Source organism: Stenotrophomonas sp. NLF4-10 (assembly GCF_022359915.1).
Classification (GTDB): Bacteria; Pseudomonadota; Gammaproteobacteria; order Xanthomonadales; family Xanthomonadaceae; genus Stenotrophomonas; species Stenotrophomonas daejeonensis.
The window spans coordinates 2970261-2991233 of sequence record NZ_JAKSEE010000003.1 but is presented as its reverse complement, the minus strand read 5'-3'; the positions used below and the strand labels follow the sequence as shown (position 1 = coordinate 2991233).

The 20973-nt window shown below is 66.7% G+C and carries 21 protein-coding genes; 6 read left to right on the top strand and 15 right to left on the bottom strand.

Going from position 1 to position 20973, the window contains the following annotated elements; all coding sequences use genetic code 11:
• The first annotated feature begins 1 nt into the window (after window position 1).
• Window positions 2-784, top strand: a complete 783-nt coding sequence (locus tag MIC98_RS14125) for a sulfite exporter TauE/SafE family protein (protein WP_239737588.1) — start codon at window positions 2-4, stop codon at window positions 782-784.
• On the opposite strand, the gene MIC98_RS14120 is transcribed toward MIC98_RS14125, so the two are convergent.
• Both MIC98_RS14120 and MIC98_RS14115 read right to left on the bottom strand, forming a co-directional pair.
• Window positions 754-1626, bottom strand: coding sequence for a TlpA disulfide reductase family protein (locus MIC98_RS14120; protein ID WP_239737587.1), 873 nt, complete (start codon window positions 1624-1626; stop codon window positions 754-756). The genes MIC98_RS14125 and MIC98_RS14120 overlap by 31 nt on opposite strands.
• On the bottom strand, window positions 1623-2750 hold the full coding sequence (locus MIC98_RS14115) for an FAD-dependent oxidoreductase (protein WP_239737586.1): 1128 nt from the start codon (window positions 2748-2750) through the stop codon (window positions 1623-1625). The genes MIC98_RS14120 and MIC98_RS14115 overlap by 4 nt, the downstream gene beginning before the upstream one ends.
• A 260-nt stretch (window positions 2751-3010) precedes the next feature.
• On the opposite strand from MIC98_RS14115, the gene MIC98_RS14110 reads away from it, so the two are divergent.
• Window positions 3011-3244 carry a DsrE family protein gene (locus MIC98_RS14110; RefSeq protein ID WP_239737585.1) on the top strand — a complete coding sequence of 78 codons (234 nt, stop codon included), beginning with the start codon at window positions 3011-3013 and terminating at the stop codon, window positions 3242-3244.
• Between the two features lie 94 nt (window positions 3245-3338).
• Here MIC98_RS14110 and mobH read toward each other — a convergent pair whose 3' ends face one another.
• Window positions 3339-5120, bottom strand: coding sequence for a MobH family relaxase (gene mobH / locus MIC98_RS14105; protein ID WP_239737584.1), 1782 nt, complete (start codon window positions 5118-5120; stop codon window positions 3339-3341).
• Between the two features lie 336 nt (window positions 5121-5456).
• On the opposite strand from mobH, the gene MIC98_RS14100 reads away from it, so the two are divergent.
• The 4 genes from MIC98_RS14100 to MIC98_RS14085 all read left to right on the top strand — a co-directional run bounded on the left by MIC98_RS14100 (window position 5457) and on the right by MIC98_RS14085 (window position 8749).
• The gene (locus MIC98_RS14100) at window positions 5457-6083 is read left to right on the top strand and encodes an integrase (RefSeq protein WP_239737583.1); all 627 of its coding nucleotides are present in this window, start codon (window positions 5457-5459) and stop codon (window positions 6081-6083) included.
• Between the two features lie 12 nt (window positions 6084-6095).
• The gene (locus tag MIC98_RS14095) at window positions 6096-6728 is read left to right on the top strand and encodes an RES family NAD+ phosphorylase (protein WP_239737582.1); all 633 of its coding nucleotides are present in this window, start codon (window positions 6096-6098) and stop codon (window positions 6726-6728) included.
• Window positions 6729-6813: 85 nt separating this feature from the next.
• Window positions 6814-7182: a DUF3742 family protein gene (locus tag MIC98_RS14090; protein ID WP_239737581.1), complete on the top strand. Its 369-nt coding sequence runs from the start codon at window positions 6814-6816 to the stop codon at window positions 7180-7182.
• Between the two features lie 76 nt (window positions 7183-7258).
• Entirely contained in the window at window positions 7259-8749 is a 1491-nt protein-coding gene (locus MIC98_RS14085; RefSeq protein WP_239737580.1) for an HNH endonuclease, read from the top strand.
• Window positions 8750-8764: 15 nt separating this feature from the next.
• Here MIC98_RS14085 and MIC98_RS14080 read toward each other — a convergent pair whose 3' ends face one another.
• The 12 genes from MIC98_RS14080 to MIC98_RS14025 all read right to left on the bottom strand — a co-directional run bounded on the left by MIC98_RS14080 (window position 8765) and on the right by MIC98_RS14025 (window position 20966).
• Window positions 8765-10282, bottom strand: a complete 1518-nt coding sequence (locus MIC98_RS14080; protein WP_239737579.1) for a conjugal transfer protein TraG N-terminal domain-containing protein — start codon at window positions 10280-10282, stop codon at window positions 8765-8767.
• 15 nt (window positions 10283-10297) lie between these two features.
• Window positions 10298-10645: a hypothetical protein gene (locus MIC98_RS14075; protein WP_239738189.1), complete on the bottom strand. Its 348-nt coding sequence runs from the start codon at window positions 10643-10645 to the stop codon at window positions 10298-10300.
• A gap of 5 nt (window positions 10646-10650) precedes the next feature.
• The gene (locus MIC98_RS14070) at window positions 10651-12045 is read right to left on the bottom strand and encodes an integrating conjugative element protein (protein ID WP_239737578.1); all 1395 of its coding nucleotides are present in this window, start codon (window positions 12043-12045) and stop codon (window positions 10651-10653) included.
• 10 nt (window positions 12046-12055) lie between these two features.
• Window positions 12056-13003, bottom strand: a complete 948-nt coding sequence (locus MIC98_RS14065) for a TIGR03756 family integrating conjugative element protein (RefSeq protein ID WP_239737577.1) — start codon at window positions 13001-13003, stop codon at window positions 12056-12058.
• Window positions 13000-13431: a TIGR03757 family integrating conjugative element protein gene (locus MIC98_RS14060; RefSeq protein ID WP_239737576.1), complete on the bottom strand. Its 432-nt coding sequence runs from the start codon at window positions 13429-13431 to the stop codon at window positions 13000-13002. Before MIC98_RS14060 ends, MIC98_RS14065 begins: the two co-directional genes overlap by 4 nt.
• Window positions 13432-13521: 90 nt before the next feature.
• Entirely contained in the window at window positions 13522-14253 is a 732-nt protein-coding gene (locus MIC98_RS14055; protein ID WP_239737575.1) for a thioredoxin domain-containing protein, read from the bottom strand.
• Between the two features lie 15 nt (window positions 14254-14268).
• Window positions 14269-17148, bottom strand: coding sequence for a conjugative transfer ATPase (locus MIC98_RS14050; protein WP_239737574.1), 2880 nt, complete (start codon window positions 17146-17148; stop codon window positions 14269-14271).
• Window positions 17148-17609 carry a TIGR03751 family conjugal transfer lipoprotein gene (locus MIC98_RS14045; protein WP_239737573.1) on the bottom strand — a complete coding sequence of 154 codons (462 nt, stop codon included), beginning with the start codon at window positions 17607-17609 and terminating at the stop codon, window positions 17148-17150. Before MIC98_RS14045 ends, MIC98_RS14050 begins: the two co-directional genes overlap by 1 nt.
• Window positions 17590-18975: a TIGR03752 family integrating conjugative element protein gene (locus MIC98_RS14040; RefSeq protein WP_239737572.1), complete on the bottom strand. Its 1386-nt coding sequence runs from the start codon at window positions 18973-18975 to the stop codon at window positions 17590-17592. Before MIC98_RS14040 ends, MIC98_RS14045 begins: the two co-directional genes overlap by 20 nt.
• Window positions 18965-19885: a TIGR03749 family integrating conjugative element protein gene (locus MIC98_RS14035; RefSeq protein ID WP_239737571.1), complete on the bottom strand. Its 921-nt coding sequence runs from the start codon at window positions 19883-19885 to the stop codon at window positions 18965-18967. The genes MIC98_RS14040 and MIC98_RS14035 overlap by 11 nt, the downstream gene beginning before the upstream one ends.
• Window positions 19882-20571, bottom strand: coding sequence for a PFL_4703 family integrating conjugative element protein (locus tag MIC98_RS14030; RefSeq protein ID WP_239737570.1), 690 nt, complete (start codon window positions 20569-20571; stop codon window positions 19882-19884). The genes MIC98_RS14035 and MIC98_RS14030 overlap by 4 nt, the downstream gene beginning before the upstream one ends.
• Window positions 20568-20966, bottom strand: a complete 399-nt coding sequence (locus MIC98_RS14025; protein ID WP_239737569.1) for a TIGR03750 family conjugal transfer protein — start codon at window positions 20964-20966, stop codon at window positions 20568-20570. The genes MIC98_RS14030 and MIC98_RS14025 overlap by 4 nt, the downstream gene beginning before the upstream one ends.
• Between the last annotated feature and the right edge of the window lie 7 nt (window positions 20967-20973).

Below are 20973 nucleotides of genomic sequence, written 5' to 3'. Positions count from 1 at the left end.
GATGGATGCATGGCAGACCGTGGCGTCGCTGCTCTCCGGTGGGCTGGTCGGCTTCGTGCTGGGCCTGATCGGCGGCGGCGGTTCGATCCTGGCCACGCCACTGCTGCTCTATGTGGTCGGCGTTGCGCCGCCGCACGTGGCGATCGGCACCGGCGCGCTTGCGGTCTCGGCCAACGCCTACGCCAATTTCATCACCCATGCGCGGCGGCGCAACGTCTGCTGGCGCTGCGCGATCGTGTTCGCGCTGGTGGGCACGCTCGGCGCGCTGGCCGGCTCCAGTCTCGGCAAGGCGATCGATGGCCAGCAACTGTTGTTCCTGTTCGGGCTGGTGATGGTGGTCGTCGGTGCCGCGATGCTGCGACCGCGGCGCGAGCGTGCGCCGGAGCACGAGGTCACCACCTTGCGCAATTGCCTGCGCGCTGGGGCGCTCGCATTGCTCGCTGGCGCGGCCTCCGGCTTCTTCGGCATCGGCGGCGGTTTCCTGATCGTGCCGGCGCTGATCCTGGCCACCGGCATGTCGATGGGCAATGCGGTCGGTTCGTCGCTGCTGGCCGTCGGCACCTTCGGCCTGGCCACGGCGATCAACTACGCCGCGTCGGGACTGGTCGACTGGGGCATCGCGGGCCTGTTCATCCTCGGGGGCGTGTTCGGCGGCGTACTCGGAACGCGGTTGTCGCTGCGCTGGGGGCAGCGTCGCGCACTGCTGACGCGGATCTTCGCCGGGTTCGTATTCGCAGTCGCCGGCTACATCCTCTACCGCAGCGGGACCGCGCTGTCGGGTTGAAACTGCGGACCGGTCTGCGCGCCGAAGCGCTTGCGCAGGGTGTCGGCGAGGCTGGCGCGGGTCAGTTCGCCCATATGGCTGTCGACGAGGCGACCGTTCGCATCGAAGAACAGTGTGGTTGGCAGGCCGCGGGTATTGGTGGCGGGCATCGCCTGAGAATGCGGGTCGAGCAGGATGTGTTCGTGCAACGTCAGTCCCTGGCCGTCAAGGAACTCGCGGATGGTGGCCGCGTCCTCGCCCTGATTGAGCAGCACGAAGTCGATGCCTGGGTAGCGTTGCGCCGCATCCTCGAACACCGGCATTTCGCGACGGCACGGCGGGCACCACGTCGCCCAGAGGTTGAGCACGATGGGCTTGCCGGCGCTGGCGTCGAGCGTCGCGGAGGCGCCGTCGAGCGTGCATGCGGCAATATTGGGCAGCGGTGGCGCGGAGCGTTGCAACAGGGCCAGCGTGCCGTTGAGTGCGAACCACACCAGCAGGCCGGCGGCGATGCCGGCAAACAATGGCTTGCGCAACCGCCGCTGCCTTGCGCTCCGCCACCACGCGAAGGCGAGAGCGGTAGGCAGGCCGATCCACCACAGGAAACCGCCGTCGCCGATGGCGACGATGGACCACGGCGCCGCCGTGTATTCCGGCCACCAGCGCACCACGTAGCCAAGGCGCGCCGCCAGCAGGCCGACGAGGAATGCATCGGTGAACAGGGCGTCGGCCAGCTTCGGTGTGGATGCGTCGGTGTGGCTGTCGCCCCAGCGCCGCGCCAACAGACGCACCAGCCACCAAGCCAATAGCGCAGCTGCGGCCACTAGCACCGCGCGCATCGGGAACGGGCCCAGGGAGTTCAACGATAGGCCTTGAGGTAGCGGTCCTCGAACTTGCGCTTGAGCCAGTGGAACATGCGCGAATGCGGCGAGGTGAAAGTCCGCGATTGGCTGCGGTAGATCAGCAGGCCGCTGTCGAGCGTATCGACGATGCAGGTCAGTTCGGTCTTGAAGCCGTGATTTGCGGGTTTGCCGAGCAACTCGGCGGCGATGTTCCTCGCCACCGCTTCGGCCTGCAGGTCGGCCTGGTGCGCCTGCTTGGCCATCCAGTCGGGGCCGGGATAGCTACCGATGTCGCCGGCCACGTACACGTGTTCCAGGCCGCGTGCGCGGCAGTGTTCGTCGGCCGCGACGAAGCCGCCATCCGAGCGCGGCAGTTCACTGTCGTCCAGCCACGCGGGGCCGGTGAGGCCGGGCATGAACAGGATCAGGTCGGCGGCGAATTCGCCGCCTTCGGTCACCACCTTGTCGGCTTCGAAGCGCACGGGCTTGTGGCCCAGATGCGTCTCGATGCCGAGCGTGCGCATCCGTTCCAGCATCTTCTTTACCGCGGACGGACCAAGGCGCTGCCCCGGCTCCCTCGACGGATTGAAGAACACCAGCTTGAACCTGTCGCGCCGGCCCTGGCGGCGCAGCAGGGTATCGATGCCGAACAGGAACTCGAACATCGGACCGCCGCGCACTGCGCCGGGCTCGTTCGGATTGGATGCGAAACCGATGGCGATGGTGCCGCCATCCATCGTCGCCAGGCGATCGCGAATGGCCTCGGCCGAAGCGATGCCTTCACAGGGGGTGAGCGCGTGCTCGATGCCCGGCAGCTTGCGCAGGTAGCGACCTCCGGTAGCGGCGATCAGCACGTCGTTGGCGAGTTCGCCGTTGTCGGTGACCACGCGGCGCCCGCCGTCGAGGACCTGCCGCACGCTGCCCTGGTGCCAGCGCACTCGCATGCGCTCGAAGAATCCGGCCAGCGGGATGCGCAGGTCGTCCCCGGTCTTCTCGCCCGACGGCAGCCAGATCAGGCTGGGCAGGTAGACCAGTTCGTTTCGCGGCGACACCACGGTGATGTCGGCGTCGACGCGCTGTTCGCGCAGTTGGCGGATGGCGGTGAGCGCAGCGAAGCCGCTGCCGAGAATGACGATGCGCTTCATGGCTGCCTCCAACGGTTGTTGTGCGGGTGGCGCGGGCTTTCGGCGCAGCACCATGCCGATGGTGATCCCCGCGAACGCGATCGCTGCCAGGGCACCCACACCCTTGAAGAGGAAAGCGCGCCGCGCTTCCCGATGATTGATGTCCATCTTACGCATATACATTAGCATAGTCTAATTTATAATGTTGTAAGAGTACATAAACAGAACAAGCCTGATGATCCACATGAAGAGGAACCTCCTCAAATCGCCAACACGACCGGATGGAGATCGTGGTTCTCCTGCGCGATCAGGCGGCGAAGCTGGCACTGCGCGAGAAGGCGTTCGCGGTTCGCCTGGGACGGCCGCATGCAGACGCGGCGCTGATCGCCACCCTCATCAATGCAGGCGTGCGTATCGAGGTGTGTGCACAGTCGTTGCATCGCCAAGACTACCCGCGTGATGACGTCGATCCGCGCATCCCGATACAGTTGTCCGCCCTGCTGCGGCGCGAGTAGTTGCTGGCGGACGGATTCATACTTAGTGCGCTAGATGTGCGCCGCAGGTGGGCGGACGTGCCGTGTCGGGCAATCCGCGACATGGCGGCAGCGGTCACGCGCCAAGCGCGAGCGACAGGTAGGGGTTGTTCGCAGGCGGATCGATGAATAGACGACGAGGGTCCTCCAGCAGGTAGCCGTGCAGCCGTCGAGACTTGCGAGGCCCGGTCACGTTGCAGGTCCAGATGTTCAGGCCGCTGCGCTGCTTGCGATGGAGCTGCAGCTTCTCGAAGCGCTTTTGCACCCACTGCCAGCCGGATACGTCGTCCTGCTTGGCGAGGAAGGCGACACGCGGGTGCTCCTGCGCGTAGCGCTGAAACACGCCGGGGCTGATGAGGTACGCGGTGTCGGCGACGGTATGCACGAGCGCTTTGGCATCGTTGATGATCAGCTTGTGCGACTGGATGCCTTGCCTGAGCCAATCCATGAAGTGTTCGCCCGAAGGCGTCGCCGGAGTCGTATCGGCCCACGCCTCGGCAGGGGCTACAGGCGTCTCCACCGGATACAGTGGCGCGACCCCGGGAGGCGGCGGTTCGACCGGCGCGGTGGCGTTCGTGCCGAGCAGTTCCAACAGAGCATCGACGCCATCGATCGGCGCCGCCACCGCTTGAGAGGCCTCGGTCAACGCGGTGTCGGTGGCCGGCGGGGGTGAAGCAGGTGCCTCGGGCTCGGCCACGGCGCCGTCCTTGGGCGTCACCGTGACGGTGCCGGCGAACGGTGCAGGCCGGTCAGCCGACTCCCAGATCAGCGCCGGCGACAGGCGCAGGAAGGTGAAGCCGTGCGACCAGCCGCTGTTGCCCCTCACCGTGGCCTTCCAGATTGCCTTGCCGTCCGGTGTCGGGAGGATGAGTCCGTGGTCTTGCAGCACATCGAACACGACCGTGTTGCTCGTCGGGATACCGTCGATGCCCTGCGACAGCAGATGCGCGCGCAGCTTGTCGGAGACAGTCTTGCTCACCAGCCAAAGCGCGTCCTCGGTGAGCCAGCCATCGGAGGCCTCGGGCTGGTTCAGCTTCAGCGCCTCTTTGAGCAAGTAGCGCAACCCGTCGAGCAGCTTGCGTTGCAACGCATGCTTGGGAGCGGCCATGGCGCGGGCCGGATCGCCGCCCAGCTCCTGGGCGACCGATGCACGGTCGGCCTGCACGACCAGCTCGCCCAGCACCCCGGCGTGCTCGTATTGGCCGGCCAGGACGTAAAGCAGCGGCCCCCAGAGCGCCGGGTAGTCGCTGAGCCAGTCCAGGATGTGCCGGTCGAGCAGTTGGTGGTAGAGCAGACCCGTCGCGGCGCTGTGCAGCCGGTATTCGCGGTCGTCGCGGTAGCGGAAGCGGTACGGCTGATGCAGCGGGCCGTGCCACGGGTGCCAAACCGAGGCGTCGACCAGCTCGACGTGCAGATCGACGGCGATCTTGCCGATGTCGTGCAGCAGCGCGGCGTAGGCGACGGCGGCAGTCCAGGCTTCGGACTGCGCCGCCTGGTCTTCAGGGCTGGCGCCGATGGGCAGCAGATAGGACTGCCGCAACTTCAGGCTGTAGGCGACGATCTCCAACCCGTGATCCAGCATGCCGCCCGGGTAGGCGTGATGGTGGCTCTCCGAGGCGGGAAACTTCTGGACGAGTTCCGCATAGCGCTCCAGCGGCGCGCGGTACAGGGTGGCGAACTGCCTGCGCGAGAGCGACGTGCGCTGCCAGATGTGTTCCAGCAACTTTTGCCGGCGCGGTGTCGCCAGCAGCGATGCAGCCGACTCAGGTCGCAGCAGCCCTTTCGGGGGATCGGCGGCGGGTGCTGGCGACGGAGCGGTAACGACCGAGGCCCGTTTTCGCTGGAACAGGGAAAGCATCTGAGTGTCCTGATGGGGGGCGACCGGGAGGCCTTTTGCCTTTTCGAGGTAGGGCCTTTCCCCTTGCGCCCCATTCCCTTGCCCTTTCCGTTTGACCTTTGACCGTTTGGGTATAGGGCGGCGCGGGCCGCGACTCCAGCGTCAATGAGGAACCGGCTCGAAGGGATTGGACGGCGACCTGGTGCGGGGACTCGACCTATGCTGCGCCGATGCCTCCACCCACCCGGGATGGCGGCGATCTCTGCCAGGGATGGTCTCTGTCGGGCGACATAGTTGACATACGAGACATACGAGAATAGAGTGGTGCTGTCTCAATCCTGCCTGTAGGAGATGACCATGCCCAAGACTCTTGAATTCATCGCCGACCATCTGCCGCGCGTCACGGTGGAGGATGTGCGCCGTTTCGCGAATACCGTCGAAATCCGTGACGCCAGGGCTTTCGCGGCAGAACTGCAGGCGTTCGTCCACGAGCGTGTGGAGGCGGTGGAGCTTCCCGCCGTCCTGGAAGTGGAGACGGCGGCACAGACCGCTGCACGCAAGGCAGCTGCGCTGCGTGCCGGTACGCGCTGGGTGCCCGGCGAAACCGACATCCAGCGTGGCCGCGCCATGCTGCTCGAAGCCTTCGAGCGACCGCACAATCTGCCGCTGCCCGAGTTCGCCAGGCTGGCGGACAAGTCCCGCCAGCAGATCTACAAGGACATCGTTGCCGGTCGGCTCCTGGCATTGAACGTGGGCCCGCGCGGCCAGAAGCTGCCCGACTGGCAGCTCGACCCCGTGAAGCAGCAGTTGACTCAGACTGTGCTCCAGGAGGCCGAGGGCATCGACAACTGGACGATCTACCGCGCGCTGTCCGAACCGCTCGAAGGCCTGGGCGGCCGTTCGCCGGTGGATGCGGTAACGCCCGGTTCGATAGACGACGTGGCCAGGGCCGTGTTCAACGTGCTGGGCGTACACGTACATTGAGGCGAGGTTGACGTGAGCAAGGAGTTGCCGTCGTTCCTGATCGATGCGGGTGAACTGCTCCAGCATGTGAGCCGCACCGTCTATCGAGGTGAGCCGTTGTACTACGGCCGTGACGGCACCAATCGCTACGACGACCCGGCGCGGGTCTACGGCGTGCTCTACCTGGGTCGCGATCTTCCCACGGCGCTGATGGAGTCGGTGTTCCACAAGCACCAATGGCTCGCGGACACGAAGCGCTCGATCGCGCTGAAGGAAGTCCAGAGCAGGATGGTGCGCGCCGTGGGTGTCCTAGACGGTCTGCGCCTGGCCGATCTCACGGCACCGGGCGTGATGGCGGGCTACTTCGGCTTGAATCTGGAGCAGTTGGCCAGCCGGGACTACACGCATACGCAGCAGGTGTCCGCCCAGGTGCATGCGATGCTCGGAGACGACGGCCTGCCGCCGTTCGACGGGGTGCTCTATCCGTCGCGCAACAACTACCCCGACGCGAGCATCGCCCTGTTCGAGCGTGCAAAGGCGAAGGTCAGTGTCTTCGAGGACATCGACCTGGTTGACCATGTGGACTGGCCGGGCTTCGTTGCTGACTATCACATCGGCTTCGAATCCGATCCCGGCCCGGTGGAACCGGATGGTGAAGCGTCCTGAAACCGCTGGAGAACACATCGAAGTCACGCGTAGAACGGATGGGAGCAAGCTGGAGCAGGCAATCCTCATGTAGCAGGAGACGACCATGAACACGACGACCCGCATCAGCATCGCAGAACGCCTTGGTCGCGGTTTCGGCCGTGGATGGCGCGCCTATGCGCGCGGCGAACGGTTGGTGTCGGGCCGGCTCGTGTCCTCGGGCTTGCCGGCCGGCGTCGCGGTGGCGCTGCTGTGGGTGGTGAAGCTGGTCGTGCTGGGCGTGCTGCTGTACGCCGCGTTCTGGCTGGCGCTGCTTGTCGTCGCCGTCATGGCGGTGGCCTGGGCAGCGCAGCGAGGCGACTCGGCCCCGGCGGACGACTACTCGTTCACGACGCTCGACGAACTCCGGAACACGCCCGGCTACGACCCGAACCTCTACAACGATCACTCGCATGAACGGTACGAGGACGACTGAGCGGCTTCGCTTCTAGGGCTGAACGAGAAAACGGCAGGTCATCGATAGAAATGGTTGTTGAGGGGGGGCGATCGAAATGGCAAAGACCTGCATCGTCTGTGGGAACCCCGCTGGCTCCAAGGAGCACGTGTTCCCTGCGGCGCTCGGAGGCCGAAGGACGAACTCCGGCATCTACTGCACCACGCACGACAACAACTATTCCGGCCTGGTCGGGGAGATCGCTGGGCAGATCGACTTCCTCAACGCCTACCTCGGCGTTCGCCCCGACCATTCCGATCAGGTCAAGGTTGTCTATGCAGATGACCCACTAACGGGCGCGCCGATCGCCATTTCCGCCAACGAGATCAAGTTCACGGAGCCCAGGGTCATTTCAAGCACCCCCATCGGCGAAGGCACAGCGGTCGAGATGGCCTTCCCGGATCGGCAGTCGGCAAATCGATGGGTTGCCGACCTACAGGGCAAGGGCTACTCCGTCACGATGCAGTCGAAGCCGACAGAGGAACGCTACCTACTTGGATCAGTCCACCATCGGCGCGCGTTCGGAGGGGAATGCGGCTTGGGTGCAGTCGCATACGTCGCGCAAACTTTCTTTGCCCAGGAGTTTTCGGAGATCGCCAGATCCGGAGCGCTGTCCGAGTTCATCGCCTATACGCAGGCCATCGCCAGGGTGGCGCTCCTTGGCGGATGCAAGTCGACCGACAGCGAAAGCGAGGAGTTGTCAGCGGCGAAGTCGAATCTCGCGTCCGCTCTGCTGCCTTTCAATGGCTCTGCTCCGGTGTGGTGGGATTTCCGTCCAACCGTAGGAGAAACCCCCAATGCGTTCGAGTTCGGGCACCGCGTCATCGTCGGTGTCGACGCTTCGGATGGACAGATCTATGGCCGTATCTCGCTGTTCTCCGCTTTGAACTTCGCGATCCGCCTTGGAGCCGTCCGGATCGAAACCGAGACACGCGAGGTCACTATCGACATCGATCCCTTGGCGGAGCATCCTCCCAACGACATCAGGAAGTCCGCCGCGCAGCATTCTGCGGGCCACATCGATGCGCCGCATCCCTCCACCGACGGACTTGCCGAAGCGTTGCGCAACGGCGCGCAGAAGCAAGCGATTGAGGGTCTGCTGGAGCGCCTGACCGACTACCAGCTCATCCGGCTCGCGCGCACCATGGCAACTGCCTTGGCGCCGCTTCCGACGCTGTCGGCGCCCGAACGCCGCGCCTTGATCACACAGTCGATCGAAGAGCAATCGCAGCAGGTCTGGCGCGCGGTGACGTATGTGATCGATGGCTTCAAAGCTGAGATGATCGAGAAAGGAGCGGCGAGCATCGCCCCCATGCTCGACATGCTGATCGCGTACGACGCGCGCTCGGCAAGCGGGTTGACCCAGGAAGCCCAGGCGATGCTGTCATTGGCCAAGGTGGCGCTCGCAGATCAGATGGAGCAGGACTTTGCAGCGGGTGCGCTCGACGAGCAGCGGATTGCTGAGCTGATGGGGCGTGGCCCCGGACTACACATTGTCGGTTCCGCCGTGCTGAATCCTGTTCTACACGCTTTTCAACGCAACGCCTGATTCGTTTCCCAGCGGCTACCTCAGCCGTGGCGAGATTGCTCCCGCCCCCTTGCTGCCCGCCTGTGTAGCGCCCTTGGTGCCCTCCGACATGCCCTGCAGCGAATAGCCGGCACGGATGCCGACCCAGCTCAGGCCGGCCAGCCAGAAGCTCGGCAGCACCACGAACATCGTCGCCATGACGAAGTTCAGCAGCATGTCCCCGAAGGCGTTGTTCAACCCGATCAGCGGGTCGAAGTTGGTGTGCGGACGATTCCACCCGAATCCCCAACCATATAGGGCATCCAGGATCGTGCTGTCGATCCAGCGCGCCAGTTGGAACCAGAAATCGACGAAGAACATGGCGAACTGCACCACGCTCAGCGTGACCAGCGTCTTGAGGTCGTAGGTGCCGATCAGCAGCACCAGCGGAATGCAGATCACCAAGGCGAGCTTCAGCAGCGCCAGTACCATCGGCAGCGCTTGGCGCATCACGTCCATCGCGGGGAAGTACCCCAGCGCCCCTACGGCCATGCCCACGTCGCCCGCGGCCCGCGTGATGATGTTCGGCAAGGTCTTGTCGATCTGGCCGCCGTAGTCGGTATAGACCGAACCCCGGTTGAGCTTCTGCTGCCGCGGCGAGGCGATCGCGCGGATCACCGAATCGTCCACCTCGGCCCGGGTCAGGAACCCGGCCCAGCCCGCCAGCCGGTTCAGCAGGCTCGGATCCACCTGACCCAGCAGCCGTGCCCGCAGGCCGTTGCTGCCATCGGCCCACCATTGCCGGCAGGTCGGGTAGCCGCCGCCGCTGGCCACCTGCGCCAGCCCCGCGTCGCGGGTGCTGTCGTAGGGCCAGTCGTCGCGCGGCGTGCGGGAACGATAGTTGTCGTAGTAGCCCGCCGTGTCCGTGAAGAGGCGCGAGCCGATCCAGGTCACGTCGTGCATCTGCGCTTCATCGAGATCCGGGCGCTGCATGAACAGCTTGGCGCGGGCCGGCCCGTAGCAGTCGTGCGTGAAATCCGCCACCTCCTGGGCCAGTACCGGGTCGTCGATGCGCGTTGCGTCGATCTCCATCCGCATTTGCCGCAGGTCGGTGCCGCATGGGATTGCCGCCACCGATGCACCCGTGACGGCGCGCGAGACCGCGTGCATGAAGCCCCACCAGACCGGCACCTTCGCCGACTGGTTGTTGAGCGTGCTGAAGGACTGCGACCAGCCGGTGTCCGTGGGCTGCGGCACGCTGACCTGGCACTGCGCGGATCGTGAGGTGTCGTACCGGATGGTGTTGAGATCCACGTCGATGAACGGGATGCCTGCGAACATCACCACCACGATCGCCACGAACACCCGGTTCTCGATGCGCGCCGCCGAGAGCACACCCTTGTTGCCTTCGTCGGCGCCTTCCGCGCGAGCCTTCAGCCATTCCTGCAGGACGATCGCCACGAAGGGCAGCGCGAAGACCCCGCTGGACACCAGCACCGCCCAGATGCCGTTGTGGACGATCCAGGACACCAGCGTCAGGTAGTACTCCAGGTAATCGGTCGTGAAGAGCGTCATGGCCCAAATCTCCCCTCAGCCCTGCATCCACAGGCTGGCTTCCAACGCCACGATGGCGACGACGCCGGCGATCTCGCTGCGCACCAGGCGGCGCCGCGCCTGCGCATCGGCCTCGCGCGCCAGCAGTCGGCGTCGCATCCACACCCATCCGTAGGCCGTCGCCCCGTACAGGCAAAGCCGCCACACCAGGAAGTAGCCCGCCGAGGCCGCCAGCCACCGCTCCCAGCCGGCGACGCTGCCGATCAGGTAGATGCCGGCGACGTTGGCTGCCACGACAGCGGCGACGATCCCCACCGTCCATAGCAGCACCTTCGCCGCGCGCCGGCTGAACAGCCAGCGCGGGCGCAGCCAGCCCATGCGCATCGTGCTCATGGCGGGCCTCCCGGATTGCCCCTCTGCAACCGGTCGAGGCGATCGGGCACCGGGTCTCCTTCGTAGATGCCGCGCGATCCTGCCGCGCGCGTGCTGTGGCGCTGGATGATGGCCATCGGCGAGTTGTTGGCCAGCTCGCGGCGCAGTTCCAGCTCGGTCTTGAGGTTGCGGATCTCCTGGTCGAGCGTGTCGTTCTCGTGGTTCACGGCGTCGACCGCAAGCCGGTTCGCCGCGACATTGGGTTCCTTCTTGCCCGTCAGCAGGGTGCGCTGGAGCAGCAGCGCCTTCTCCAGCACCGAGGACAGCGCCACCTCGGACGCCAGGCGCCGCGCCAGCAGGTTCTGATCCGGCTCGTCGCGCAGCGCCTCGATGACCCCGCGGGTAATGGGCAGTGACGTACTGCCGGCCTCGCGCAGGTTCTCGAACGTCGTGTTGCGCGTCCCGGAGATCAGTTCCTGCAAAGCTTCCAGCTTCGCCTCGTACTCCTCCTGGATCAGCGGCGTCAGCCCGACGCCGGGCACCGTCTCGGTCTTGGTGCAGGCATCGCAGGTGCGCTGCTCCTGCTCACCGAGCACCCGCGTGGCCCATTCGACGGCCTGCTGCGGAGACGTCCAGGTTTGGCAGGACAGGCTCGCGCAACTGGCGGGCGAGATGGAGGATGTATCGGTCACGCCGCGGCCGTTGACCAGGTTGTAGCCCGCGCGGGTGACATCGCCGACCACCCGGATTGCAGGCTGGCCCGCGCCGCCGGCATTGCTGCCGCCCACCCAGGGCACGCCGTCATTGCCCCGGCGCGTCTCTGCCTGCTCGATCGCCGACACGGCATCCGTGCTCGCCACCGCGTCGCGCAGCGCCATGCCTTCCGCCATCTGGCTCCAGCCGAGCTGGCCGCCTGCCATGTCGGCCATCTTTTCGGCCATGGCGCGGCATGTCAGCTTGGAGCGGTCGAAATCCATCCTGGCCTGCAGCACGCCGTTGGTCAGCAGGTTGTAGAGGCCTGGATCGGCCCGCTGGATGATCAGCGCAGGCAGGGACGCCACCGCACTGGTGGCGCTCTGGATCACGTTGCTCATGATCTGCTGGAAACCTTGGGTGATGCCGTTGAGCTGGTTGCGCAGCGTGGTCTGGATGCTCATGTCGCCGCAGATCAGGTTGCTGTTCCAGCCCACGCCGACCCCGATGGAGTGCATGCCGGCCGCACGGCCCATCGACACGGCGGTACCGCCGCCGATCGAGTACATGACTTCATCGCCGAGGACGGGGCCGCTGATCTGGAAGCCGGTCTGCGCCCACGCCAAGCCGCAGCCTAGGGCGAGCGCGCCAGCCAGCACCGTCGGACGCAGCAGGCGGCATGCCCGGGTGGAGAGGTTCATCAGTTCAGGACGCTTCATCGCCATCCCCTCAATAGAAATCGACGCTGCCGAGGAACACCTGCCCGCGGCGTTCGCAGCACGAATAGGGCCGCCACAGCGCCCAGGCGTAATCGCCCTGCTGGGCCTGGGTCAGGAAGCCGCTGCGCGGGAAGACCGTGCAGGACGAGAACAGGACGGGCGTGAGTTCCTGCCACTTGCCGGTCGAGGCATCACCCTCCATCAGCGCACCGGCCGGCCAGTAGCCGGGGCGCGCGTTCGCCAGCAGCGGTCGATAGACGTGGATCTGGCCGCGGCGAGTGACGACATCGCCCGCGCGCTGGGCCACCACGGCACCGGCCTTGTGGTCGTCGACCTGGTGGAGGAAGCCGCCGCGTGGGTAGACGTTGCCCCAGAGGTTCAGCGAGGTACGCGCACCGACTTCGCGCAGGCCAGGAATCAGCGCTTCCGGATAGAACATCTCGGGCACGTTGTAGCGCCAGGCCAGCGTATCCAAGGTGCTGAGCAGATACGGCATGAACGCCGTGCCTGCGCCCTCGCAGAAGTAGCCCGAGGACGAGGCGAACTGGTTGAACGCCTCGACCCCGGGATGGCCGATGACGTCGGCATTCTTGAACTTGGCGAGATTGTTCTCATGCTCTTCGTTCGTAGTGCCGTCGCCACCAGCCTGCGCCGTTGGGTTGGGCATGCTAATCGCCCGCACTTCGATCCAGGGGTTCTGCCCTGTATTGCTGTAGCTGGAGACCACCGCATCGGGCACGTAGTGACGCACTTTGACGGACGTGCGCACCGTGCAGCCCGTCAAGGTGCAGTACAGCCAGTAGCAGATGCCCACCACCCGGTACTCCAGGCAGTCGGGCGAAGCCACCGAGCCGACGATCGTGGCGGTGTTGATGGCGTAGCTACCCGTGGCGCTGAACAACAGCAGCGAGGCCACGGCAACGCGCAGGCGGCGCAACCGGTCGAATGGACGGATCACGGCTGCGTCCTCCGGTGCTGCTCGATGCGCGCGACGGCGCGGGCCACGTCCGGCTCGCCATAGACCACGTAGCGTTGATCCACCACGACGGCCGGGATACTGGTGATGCCCAGGCTCCATGCGTCGGTGACGCCCTGGTAGGCCGCGGCGATTCGGCGCTGCAAGTCGGCACCGCCCTGGTTCAGGCGCTCCCGCGCCATGCTTTCCGCCCGCGTGGGGTCAGGCGGCAGGCCGGAGGCCAGTTCAGCCTCGATGCGCGCCGGGGCATCCAGCAGGATGTACCGATCCGCCTGGCCGGAAACCGGGTGCGCCCGATCGGTGATGACCCAGGTTTCGGCGTGCAGCGTGCTGGTCGCAAGCACCGCGGCCAGGCCGATGGACGCCAGCCACGGCTGCTTGGCGGAAACGATCGAAGAAAGACGACGCATGGCAGGCCACCCCGGAGTTCACGATGCCGGTAGTGCAGCGCAGACGGCGATCGGGGACGACTGAAAATAGGAAACGAGGCATGCCCGGTTTCATTCCGGGAATGCGGACGGATCGCCAACCACCAGCATGTCCATAGCCGACAGCAAGGCGTCGCCTTCGATCGGCCCCTGCAGCAGAATCGCCTGGCCCGTCTGGCGATCCTGCAATCGCAGCGATGGCGTGGCGGTCACGCCGCTCTTCGTGGCTTCCGAGGTCTGGGCTTGGATCACCGCATCGGGCCGTTCGCTCGCCAGGCACTGCTCGATGGCGGGCGTGAGGCCGGGATAGCGCAGGCCATCGGGCACGCCCTGGCCGTCGCCGCGGGTGTGGGCATAGACCCATTCGACAGCTTGCCAGAAGGCCGCATGCCCACCTGTTTCGGCGGCGCATTCGGCCAAGCGCGCCCCGGCTGACGCGGCCGGCTCGTGCGCGGGCAGCGGCAGGTGGTGCCATTGCAGGGCCACGTCCGCGTTGTCGTCCATCCAGCGCCCAAGCAGTGGAAAGTACGTCCGGCAGAACGGGCATTCGAGATCCGCGAAGAGCGTCAGCGTGAAGCGACCCTCCGGATTGCCCATCTGCCAGGGAGGGCCGGCGACCTGTGCGGTGCTGACCGGCGCGGGAGACTGCGGCGAGGTTTCGCCGGGCGACCGAGAAACGAGCCAGATCAGCAGCAGCGCAACCAGTCCGGCGGACAGAACCCAGGGCCAACGAGGCCGCTTGCGCCGACGGCGGAACGCCTGCGCCTGCACCTGCATCGGAATGGAAGGACGTTTCGGCGCCATGACGGTCTCCAGCTGCTACTGCGGCAAGTCCAGCGCGGGCGATTCGATGCCGCGCGCCCGGTCGATCTTCTCGGCCACTTTGAAGGCCGCTTCCAGTTCGTTGATGCCGTGCTGCTGCATGAGCTGGTAGCGCTCGGCTTTTTCCTCGGGCTCGGTTTGCGCGAGCGCCAGGTAGAGGCTCGGGGGAACGGCCCGGAACAGCACTTCCATGCTCTTGGACAGGATCACCCCTTCGGAGAACTTCCCGGCCTCCTTGCGCGCCGAGAGCATCAGCGCCTTCTGCGCGGGCGAGAGCTCGCGAAAGCGCGCGATCTTCTCGACTTCATCGGGCGGCATGGACAGGCAGATCCACCACTCGATCATGTTGAGCATGGGCTCCGCGGCGCGCGGAAGATCGTCGATGTTCTGCGTCGCAAGCCAGAACCACGCGCCCAATTTCCTCCACATTTTTCTAATTTTTACGATATAGGGCGCGAGCAGCGGGTTCTTCGTGATGATGTGCCCCTCATCGGTGACGTTGATGATCGGGCGGCCGAGGTACTGGTCGCGTTCCGCGATGTTGTTCACCGCGCTGATCAGGCTGATGTAGGCGATGGAGAGCTGCGCGTTGTAGCCCTCGCGGGCATAGGTCGCCAGATCGACCAGGGTGATGTCGGCCTCGGGCCACGGCGTGCCGTCGCGGTCAAACATTCCGCCATCGGTGCCCTGACAGAACATATCCATCGCGTCCGCCATCTCCATCAGGCGCACGCGGCGCATCTCGGGCAGCGTCGAGTCCTGGCCTCGCGCGCGCAATGCGTTGCGCACGTCGCGGGTGAGCACCGTACGCTTCGCAGCCACGCAGTGCTTGGCGGCGTCGAGGATGCACTGGCGGATCAGCGAGCGGTCGGCCCGTGTCATCCGGGCCTCTTCTTTGTCTTCGCCACCGGTGATCATCAGTCGTGCGGTGATCTCCAGTTCGCCCAGCACGTCGCGCTGCTCGTCCGCCTCCATGGCCGCGGCATCCGGCGGCAGGTCTTCGTCCAGCGCATCGGCGTCGAGCGTCTGCACGTCGCTGGGCGTTTCGATCAGCCGGCGTGCGTCGGCGAACGGCGCCAGGGTGACGCCCGAGCCGGGCGCCAGCTTCACGCGGTTCACGGTCAGGCCAAGGCGCCTCGCGAAGTCGCTGAACAAGCCGAAGCTGTTGCCTGCCTCCACGATGAAGAGCCGTGGCCGGTAGATCGCCGTGACCTGATTCAACAGATTGTTGAGCGTCGCGCTCTTGCCCGAGCCCGTCGGCCCGAACAGGAAGAGATGGGCGTTCATTTGCCTATCCAACCTGTTGAGCGGATCGAAGGTGATCGGGCCACCTCCGCGATTGAAGAAGGTGTTTCCCGGGTGGCCGGTTCCCTGGCTGCGGCCCCAGGTCGGCGAGAGATTCGCGACATGCTGCGCGAACATCAGTTGGGTGAACCAATGCCGCCGATCCTGGCTGGGGTTGTAGCAACACGGCAGCCAGCGCAGGTAGCTGTTCAGTGCTGCGACTTCATCGTCCTCGCGCACGGGCAGCAAGCCGGCGTTGAGCATCACGTTCGCCAGATCCAGGCCGCGCCGGTCCAGTTCGGCTTCGTCGCACCCGCGCAGGTAGAACGCCAGCGTGCCCCGGTAGAGCTTGTGCGAGCTGCCGATCAGCGAACGGGCCTCCTGCACGTCCTTGAGCGCCTGTTCCGACGCCAGGGTTTCGCCCACGGCTTTCTTCGCCAGGTGGTTCAAGTGCGATTCGAGGATGTCTTGGGGCGTCGCCACCATCGTCAGACACATCGTGGTGTCCTCGGGCATCTGGTCGAACAGCGTGTTGATCGCATCGCCCTTGCGGGTCTCGCCGGTCAGGTGTCCCGCGCCGGGCGGCATGCGCAGCCGGTCGGTGACCAGCACGCGATGCGGCATGCCGTCGAAATGCCATGCCCCTTGCGCCACGTCGGAGCGCGGCTGGCCGAAGAACAGCCGCTGGCTGAAATCCCGTCCACTGGCCAGCTCGATCTCGCCGTCCTCGGCCTTGTCGGGGTAGCGCGCCAGCGCATAGAAGCGCTCCCGATCCTCGGCCCCGGGCCCGAGCAGCGCGGGATGGGGGTTGAACCAGCGCAACAGCCAGTCGTGAACGTTCGCTCCGGTCATGCGCCGGGCCTGGATGCCGGCGTTCGCCAGCCCGCCGCACAAACGGTCGCAGACGATGTTCAGCATCTGCTCCGGCGTCTGGCCGCGTCGGCTCGCCTGTCCGGCAGCGCGGCGATAGACCACCATCCGCACGCGCCGCGTCTGGCCGCGCCAGCGCAGCCGCGTGACCACCGTGTCCTCGAACAGGCCGCCAGGCTTGGCCACCGCGCGCAGGTGGTGGCCGAAGAAGCGCAGATAGAACTCCGTGAATGCCGTGCCGCGGGCGCGCGGCTGCACGTAGTCGCGCAAGGTCTGCATGTACTGGTCGAAGCTGGGGTCGTCCTGGGCGTAGAGCTGTATGACCCAGGGGTTCTCGTCCAACTCGTCGAAGCTGTCCTGCAGCGCGTTTTCCAGCGCATCCCGGGTCTGAGCCAGCCAGGCCGGTTCCCGGCCCTCGGTGCCTAGCGGCACCAGCTCGTAGAAGGCGGCCACCGATTGCCCGTCTTCGAGCAGCATGGACTTCGATTCGGGCAGGAACTCCACCCAAGGCAGCAGTTCCACGAACGACGGCGCCACGTCGTACAGTGCCTGCTCGTCGGCCACGGTCGCCGGCCTGCGGCCTTGAACCGCAGTGCCGGGTTCGGGGATGCCGGCCTGGCGCAAGGCCTCGACGTGGCGCTGCCAGCCGTCCGGCTGCTCGTCGTCGGTCGTGTCGCTGGCACCTTCGGCGTTCGGCTTCGGCCAGGGGAGTTTCCAGCGCATCAGTAGTCCTCCACGCGCTCGCCCGGCATGGCGTACTGCACGCGCTGGTACAGCGGGAAGACCGTCGTGTAGCCCGGCACGGGTACGGGATCGGTGCCCGCCAGATGCGGGTACACGTACATGATGAGGTCCGGATTGGGCAGGCGCTGGAACTGGCGATGGACCTCGTTGCGCGCGGTGCGCGTGTAGCGCATCTGCTCGGTGGGCGCGGCCTGCACGTCGGCCTCGGTCAGTGGCCGGCGCAGGCTCTGGCGCGCATCGAGCAGCTGCCGGCGTGCCGCCTGGCCAGCACCGCCGCCGCCGTCGCCGGCTTCCTGCCGCCAGATGTCCATCATCGTGCTGTCGCCGTGGGGCAGCAGCTTTTCCTTGCTGGTGGCGCAGCCACCGAGCACCGCGACGGCGACGGCGACGGCGACGGCCAGCGCAAGGCCTTTGGCCCAATCAGTCGAGTTCGAGAGCATGGCGTTCTCCTGCGCGGTGATCGACGCGCCTGCCTTCGGGGTCGTAGTCGATGGCGAGCGGCTTTTCGAGGTGGACGGCGACCTTGGCGCCAGGCTGCACGTAGACAGCGGCGAAGGCCTGGCCGTAGAGCTTGTTGACCCAATCGGCCATGTCGCGCACGCCGCCGGCCAGGATGCGGCCCACGGCTTCGTTGCCCGAGATGCCGACGCTGCCGATGGAGCCATCGGCGCCCACGTAGGACACCTGGCCGCTGTCGCTGTCGATGAGCGAAGCCACACCGGCGCCGGCGGCGGTGATCAGGGCCTGCGAACCGAGGTACTGTTGTGCGTTGCTGCGCCGTTCGCCGCTGACACAAGGGATGCCGTAGGGATCGCTGATCCAGCCCAGTCCGTCACGCTGCTGGTTGTTTTGCTGGTTGCCGTCGCGGTCTTCGGGGATGGTGCGGATCGTGCCGTCGTGGAAGACGAAGGTGATGCTGCGCACCTGGCCGCGCACGCACGAGAGCGTCCAGTCGCCCGCAGCGGTGCCGCTGAACACGGCGCCCGCCACGTCGGGAATGTCGATGCCGTTGGCGGTCAGGTTGTCCTGTCCGACCAGAACCTTGAAGGGAAACGGGTCGGTGACCGTCCCGTCGATCGGCACGCGGCCGATCAGTGCGGTCATCGCCACCGAGCCCATCAGCGTCGAGTTCGTCGGCACGGTGTAGACGGGTGCGGCACTCCTGACGCCGCCCGCGTCCGCGACGGTTTCCGCCGTGGTGTCCGGCGTGTGCTGCGCCGGGCCGAAGCTCGTCGGGAAGCTCATGCCGCCGCGACCCTCGGATTGCTTCGCGTCGTCCGGCTCCACCCAGCGCATGCCGCCTTCCATGCCGGCCCCGTCGCCATCACGCAGTCCCAGGCCCACGGGCAGATCGGCATGGCCGCCGCCGCGGCCGCCGATGCTGTCCAGGCGCCGCTGCAGGTCGGCGAGCAGCCCCTCGGTCTGCTGGCGTTCGCTGGCCGCCTGCTGCTGGTCGCGGCGCAGATTGGAGCGTTCCGTCTCCAGCGCCGAGTTGATGCGCTGGTCGATCGAAGCCTCGCGCTGGCGCAGGCGCTGGTTCTCGGCGCGCTGAGCGTTGTTGTCGGAGAGCGCGGTTTGAAGCTCGGTGCGCAGTTGCCTCACCTGCGCGACGAGCGTCGCTACGGTGTCACGCGGGGTATCGCCTTCGATGCCCAGCGCCTTCATCTCGTCGGGCGTGAGCTGGGCGCTCGCGTCGATCCGTGTCGGCGCCATTTCCCCGCCGCCCGAGAACAGCCGGATGCCGACGAAGAGCACCAGAACGACCACGGGGATCATCAGCCACTTGAGCAGGCCGTTACTGCGCATGGCGGGCCTCCTTCTTGCCGTCCTTGGTCTCGGCTTCCGGCTGAGGCAGATGCGCGGCCGGGTCGAAGCGGTGGATGGCAGGCAGCAGTGACTGCGCCAGGCCACGCCCGCGCGTCACCATGTACAGGACGGTGGTGTCTTCTGGCGTACCGCGCGGGCCGAGCGCCTCGTGTTGGAAGGTCGCGGTCAGGAAATCTCCTTGCATCACGCGCGGGTCGAGAGTGATCCAGCCGCTGCTTCCGTTGGTGAGGCGCACGGCCGTCACCCATTGGTCTTCCAGCCGCCACGACGCGAGCGCGGTGGCGCGCACCGGCAGCGTCGGCATCAGCGAGGCGAGATCCAGATCGCGGCGCAGGTTGACCCGCATGACGCCGGGCAGTGGCTCGACGGTGCGCAGCGGCGCGTAAAGGTTCTGCGCGGCGAAGCGCGTCAGCACGACCGGAACTGGGGTTTCGCGCCGCGTTGCCCGCGCACCCGCTTGGTCTTGGGCGCGCACCGGAGCCTCGTCGACACCCGCCGGCTGAACGCCATAGCGCGCTGCGGTGCTGTTGCCATCGACGATGCGCACGGGCTCCAGTGCGGACTCGCCCTCCTTCGCAGGCTCGGCCGCGATGTCCAGCAGGATCAATGCGCCCGTGTCGGCGTCCTGTAGCTGTAGCCGGGTCGGTTCGATCGGCTCGCTCGCGCGCAGGTACGCCGCGCCGCCTGCGCTCTGCACGCGCAGGCGCTCGCTCACCCCGGCAGGCACACCCACGCGGACGTTCCTGTCGATGAACACGATGCGCTCCTGGCCGACCTTCAGGGGCACGGCCAGCGGCATGCGTTCCCAGCGCAGGATCTCCACCGCTTGGGCAACGGGCGCCGAGGCCACGGCCAGCAGCCCCAGCAAGGCGAGAACTGGATGCTTCATGGGCTTTCTCCTTGGGGCGTTTGCGGAGCCAGATCGCCGGGCACCGGGCGCGTCGGTTCCGGGCTGCCGATGCGCTGCGGCGCGCCTTCGTAGCAATCGAGTACCAAGCCGAACGGGTTGCGTGCGGGATCGATGTCCACACGCGTGACCTTGATGGGGTAGCGCACCAGGGCGCGCTTGACCTGCTCGGCGCCGTAGTACTCGTCGGCGCTGATGTCCAGCGTCACCACCCAGTCGCGGTCGGAGACCACGCGCACGCGCGCCGTGGGGGCATCGCCGTAGCCGCGGCCGGGGATTTCGTAGATGCCGCGCACGCGCTGCCGCAGCTCGCCCGTGCTGCGCCGGTAGTCGTAGTCGGCCCGCAGGAAGGCCTGGCAGGATGGCGTCAAGTACGCTGAAAGCGCGTACAGGTTGCGCGGGTAGTCCTCCTCGCCATTCGTCGGCCAGCGGTTGAGTTGCTGGAACACATAGAACGTGAAGGCATAGACCGATTCGGGGGGCACTTCCCACCACTTGCGGGTGCTGCCGGAGCGCAGATCCGGCGGAACGTGGATCGTCAGATCGCGGGGCGCGCTCCACCAGCCGCCGCCCATCACCAGCGCGACGATGACTAGGGCGCCAGCGCCCAGGCGCAGCGTCCTGATGTGCGCCTGCAGATGGGTGATCTCGTTTTTGAAACGGCTCATCGCGCGCTCCTTCGGGTGGCCCAGAAGCCCGAGCGCGAGATCAGCGCATGGCCGCCCACCCAGCCGGCCATCAGCCGATGCCGCGTGGCGATGCGCCACTGCAACTGCCGGTACAGCCAGGTGTCGGGTCGTCCGCGTTTGAGGCGGCGCAGGATGCCGCCGCCCACGAACACGCCGAGGGCCACCCCGAGGACAACGAACGTGGGCGCGATCGCGATCATCCGGAACGCCCAGGACAGCGGCGCGCCGACCAGCAGGCCGGCGCCACCGGACAGGCCGCAGCAGATCCACAGCTCGTCGGCGGTGAGGCCGCGCACGACCACGGGATGCCGATTGAGCCGGTGCGGAAGGAACGTGACCGTTCCGTCCGCACGGATGTGCGCGTGCTCGGACATGGCCAGC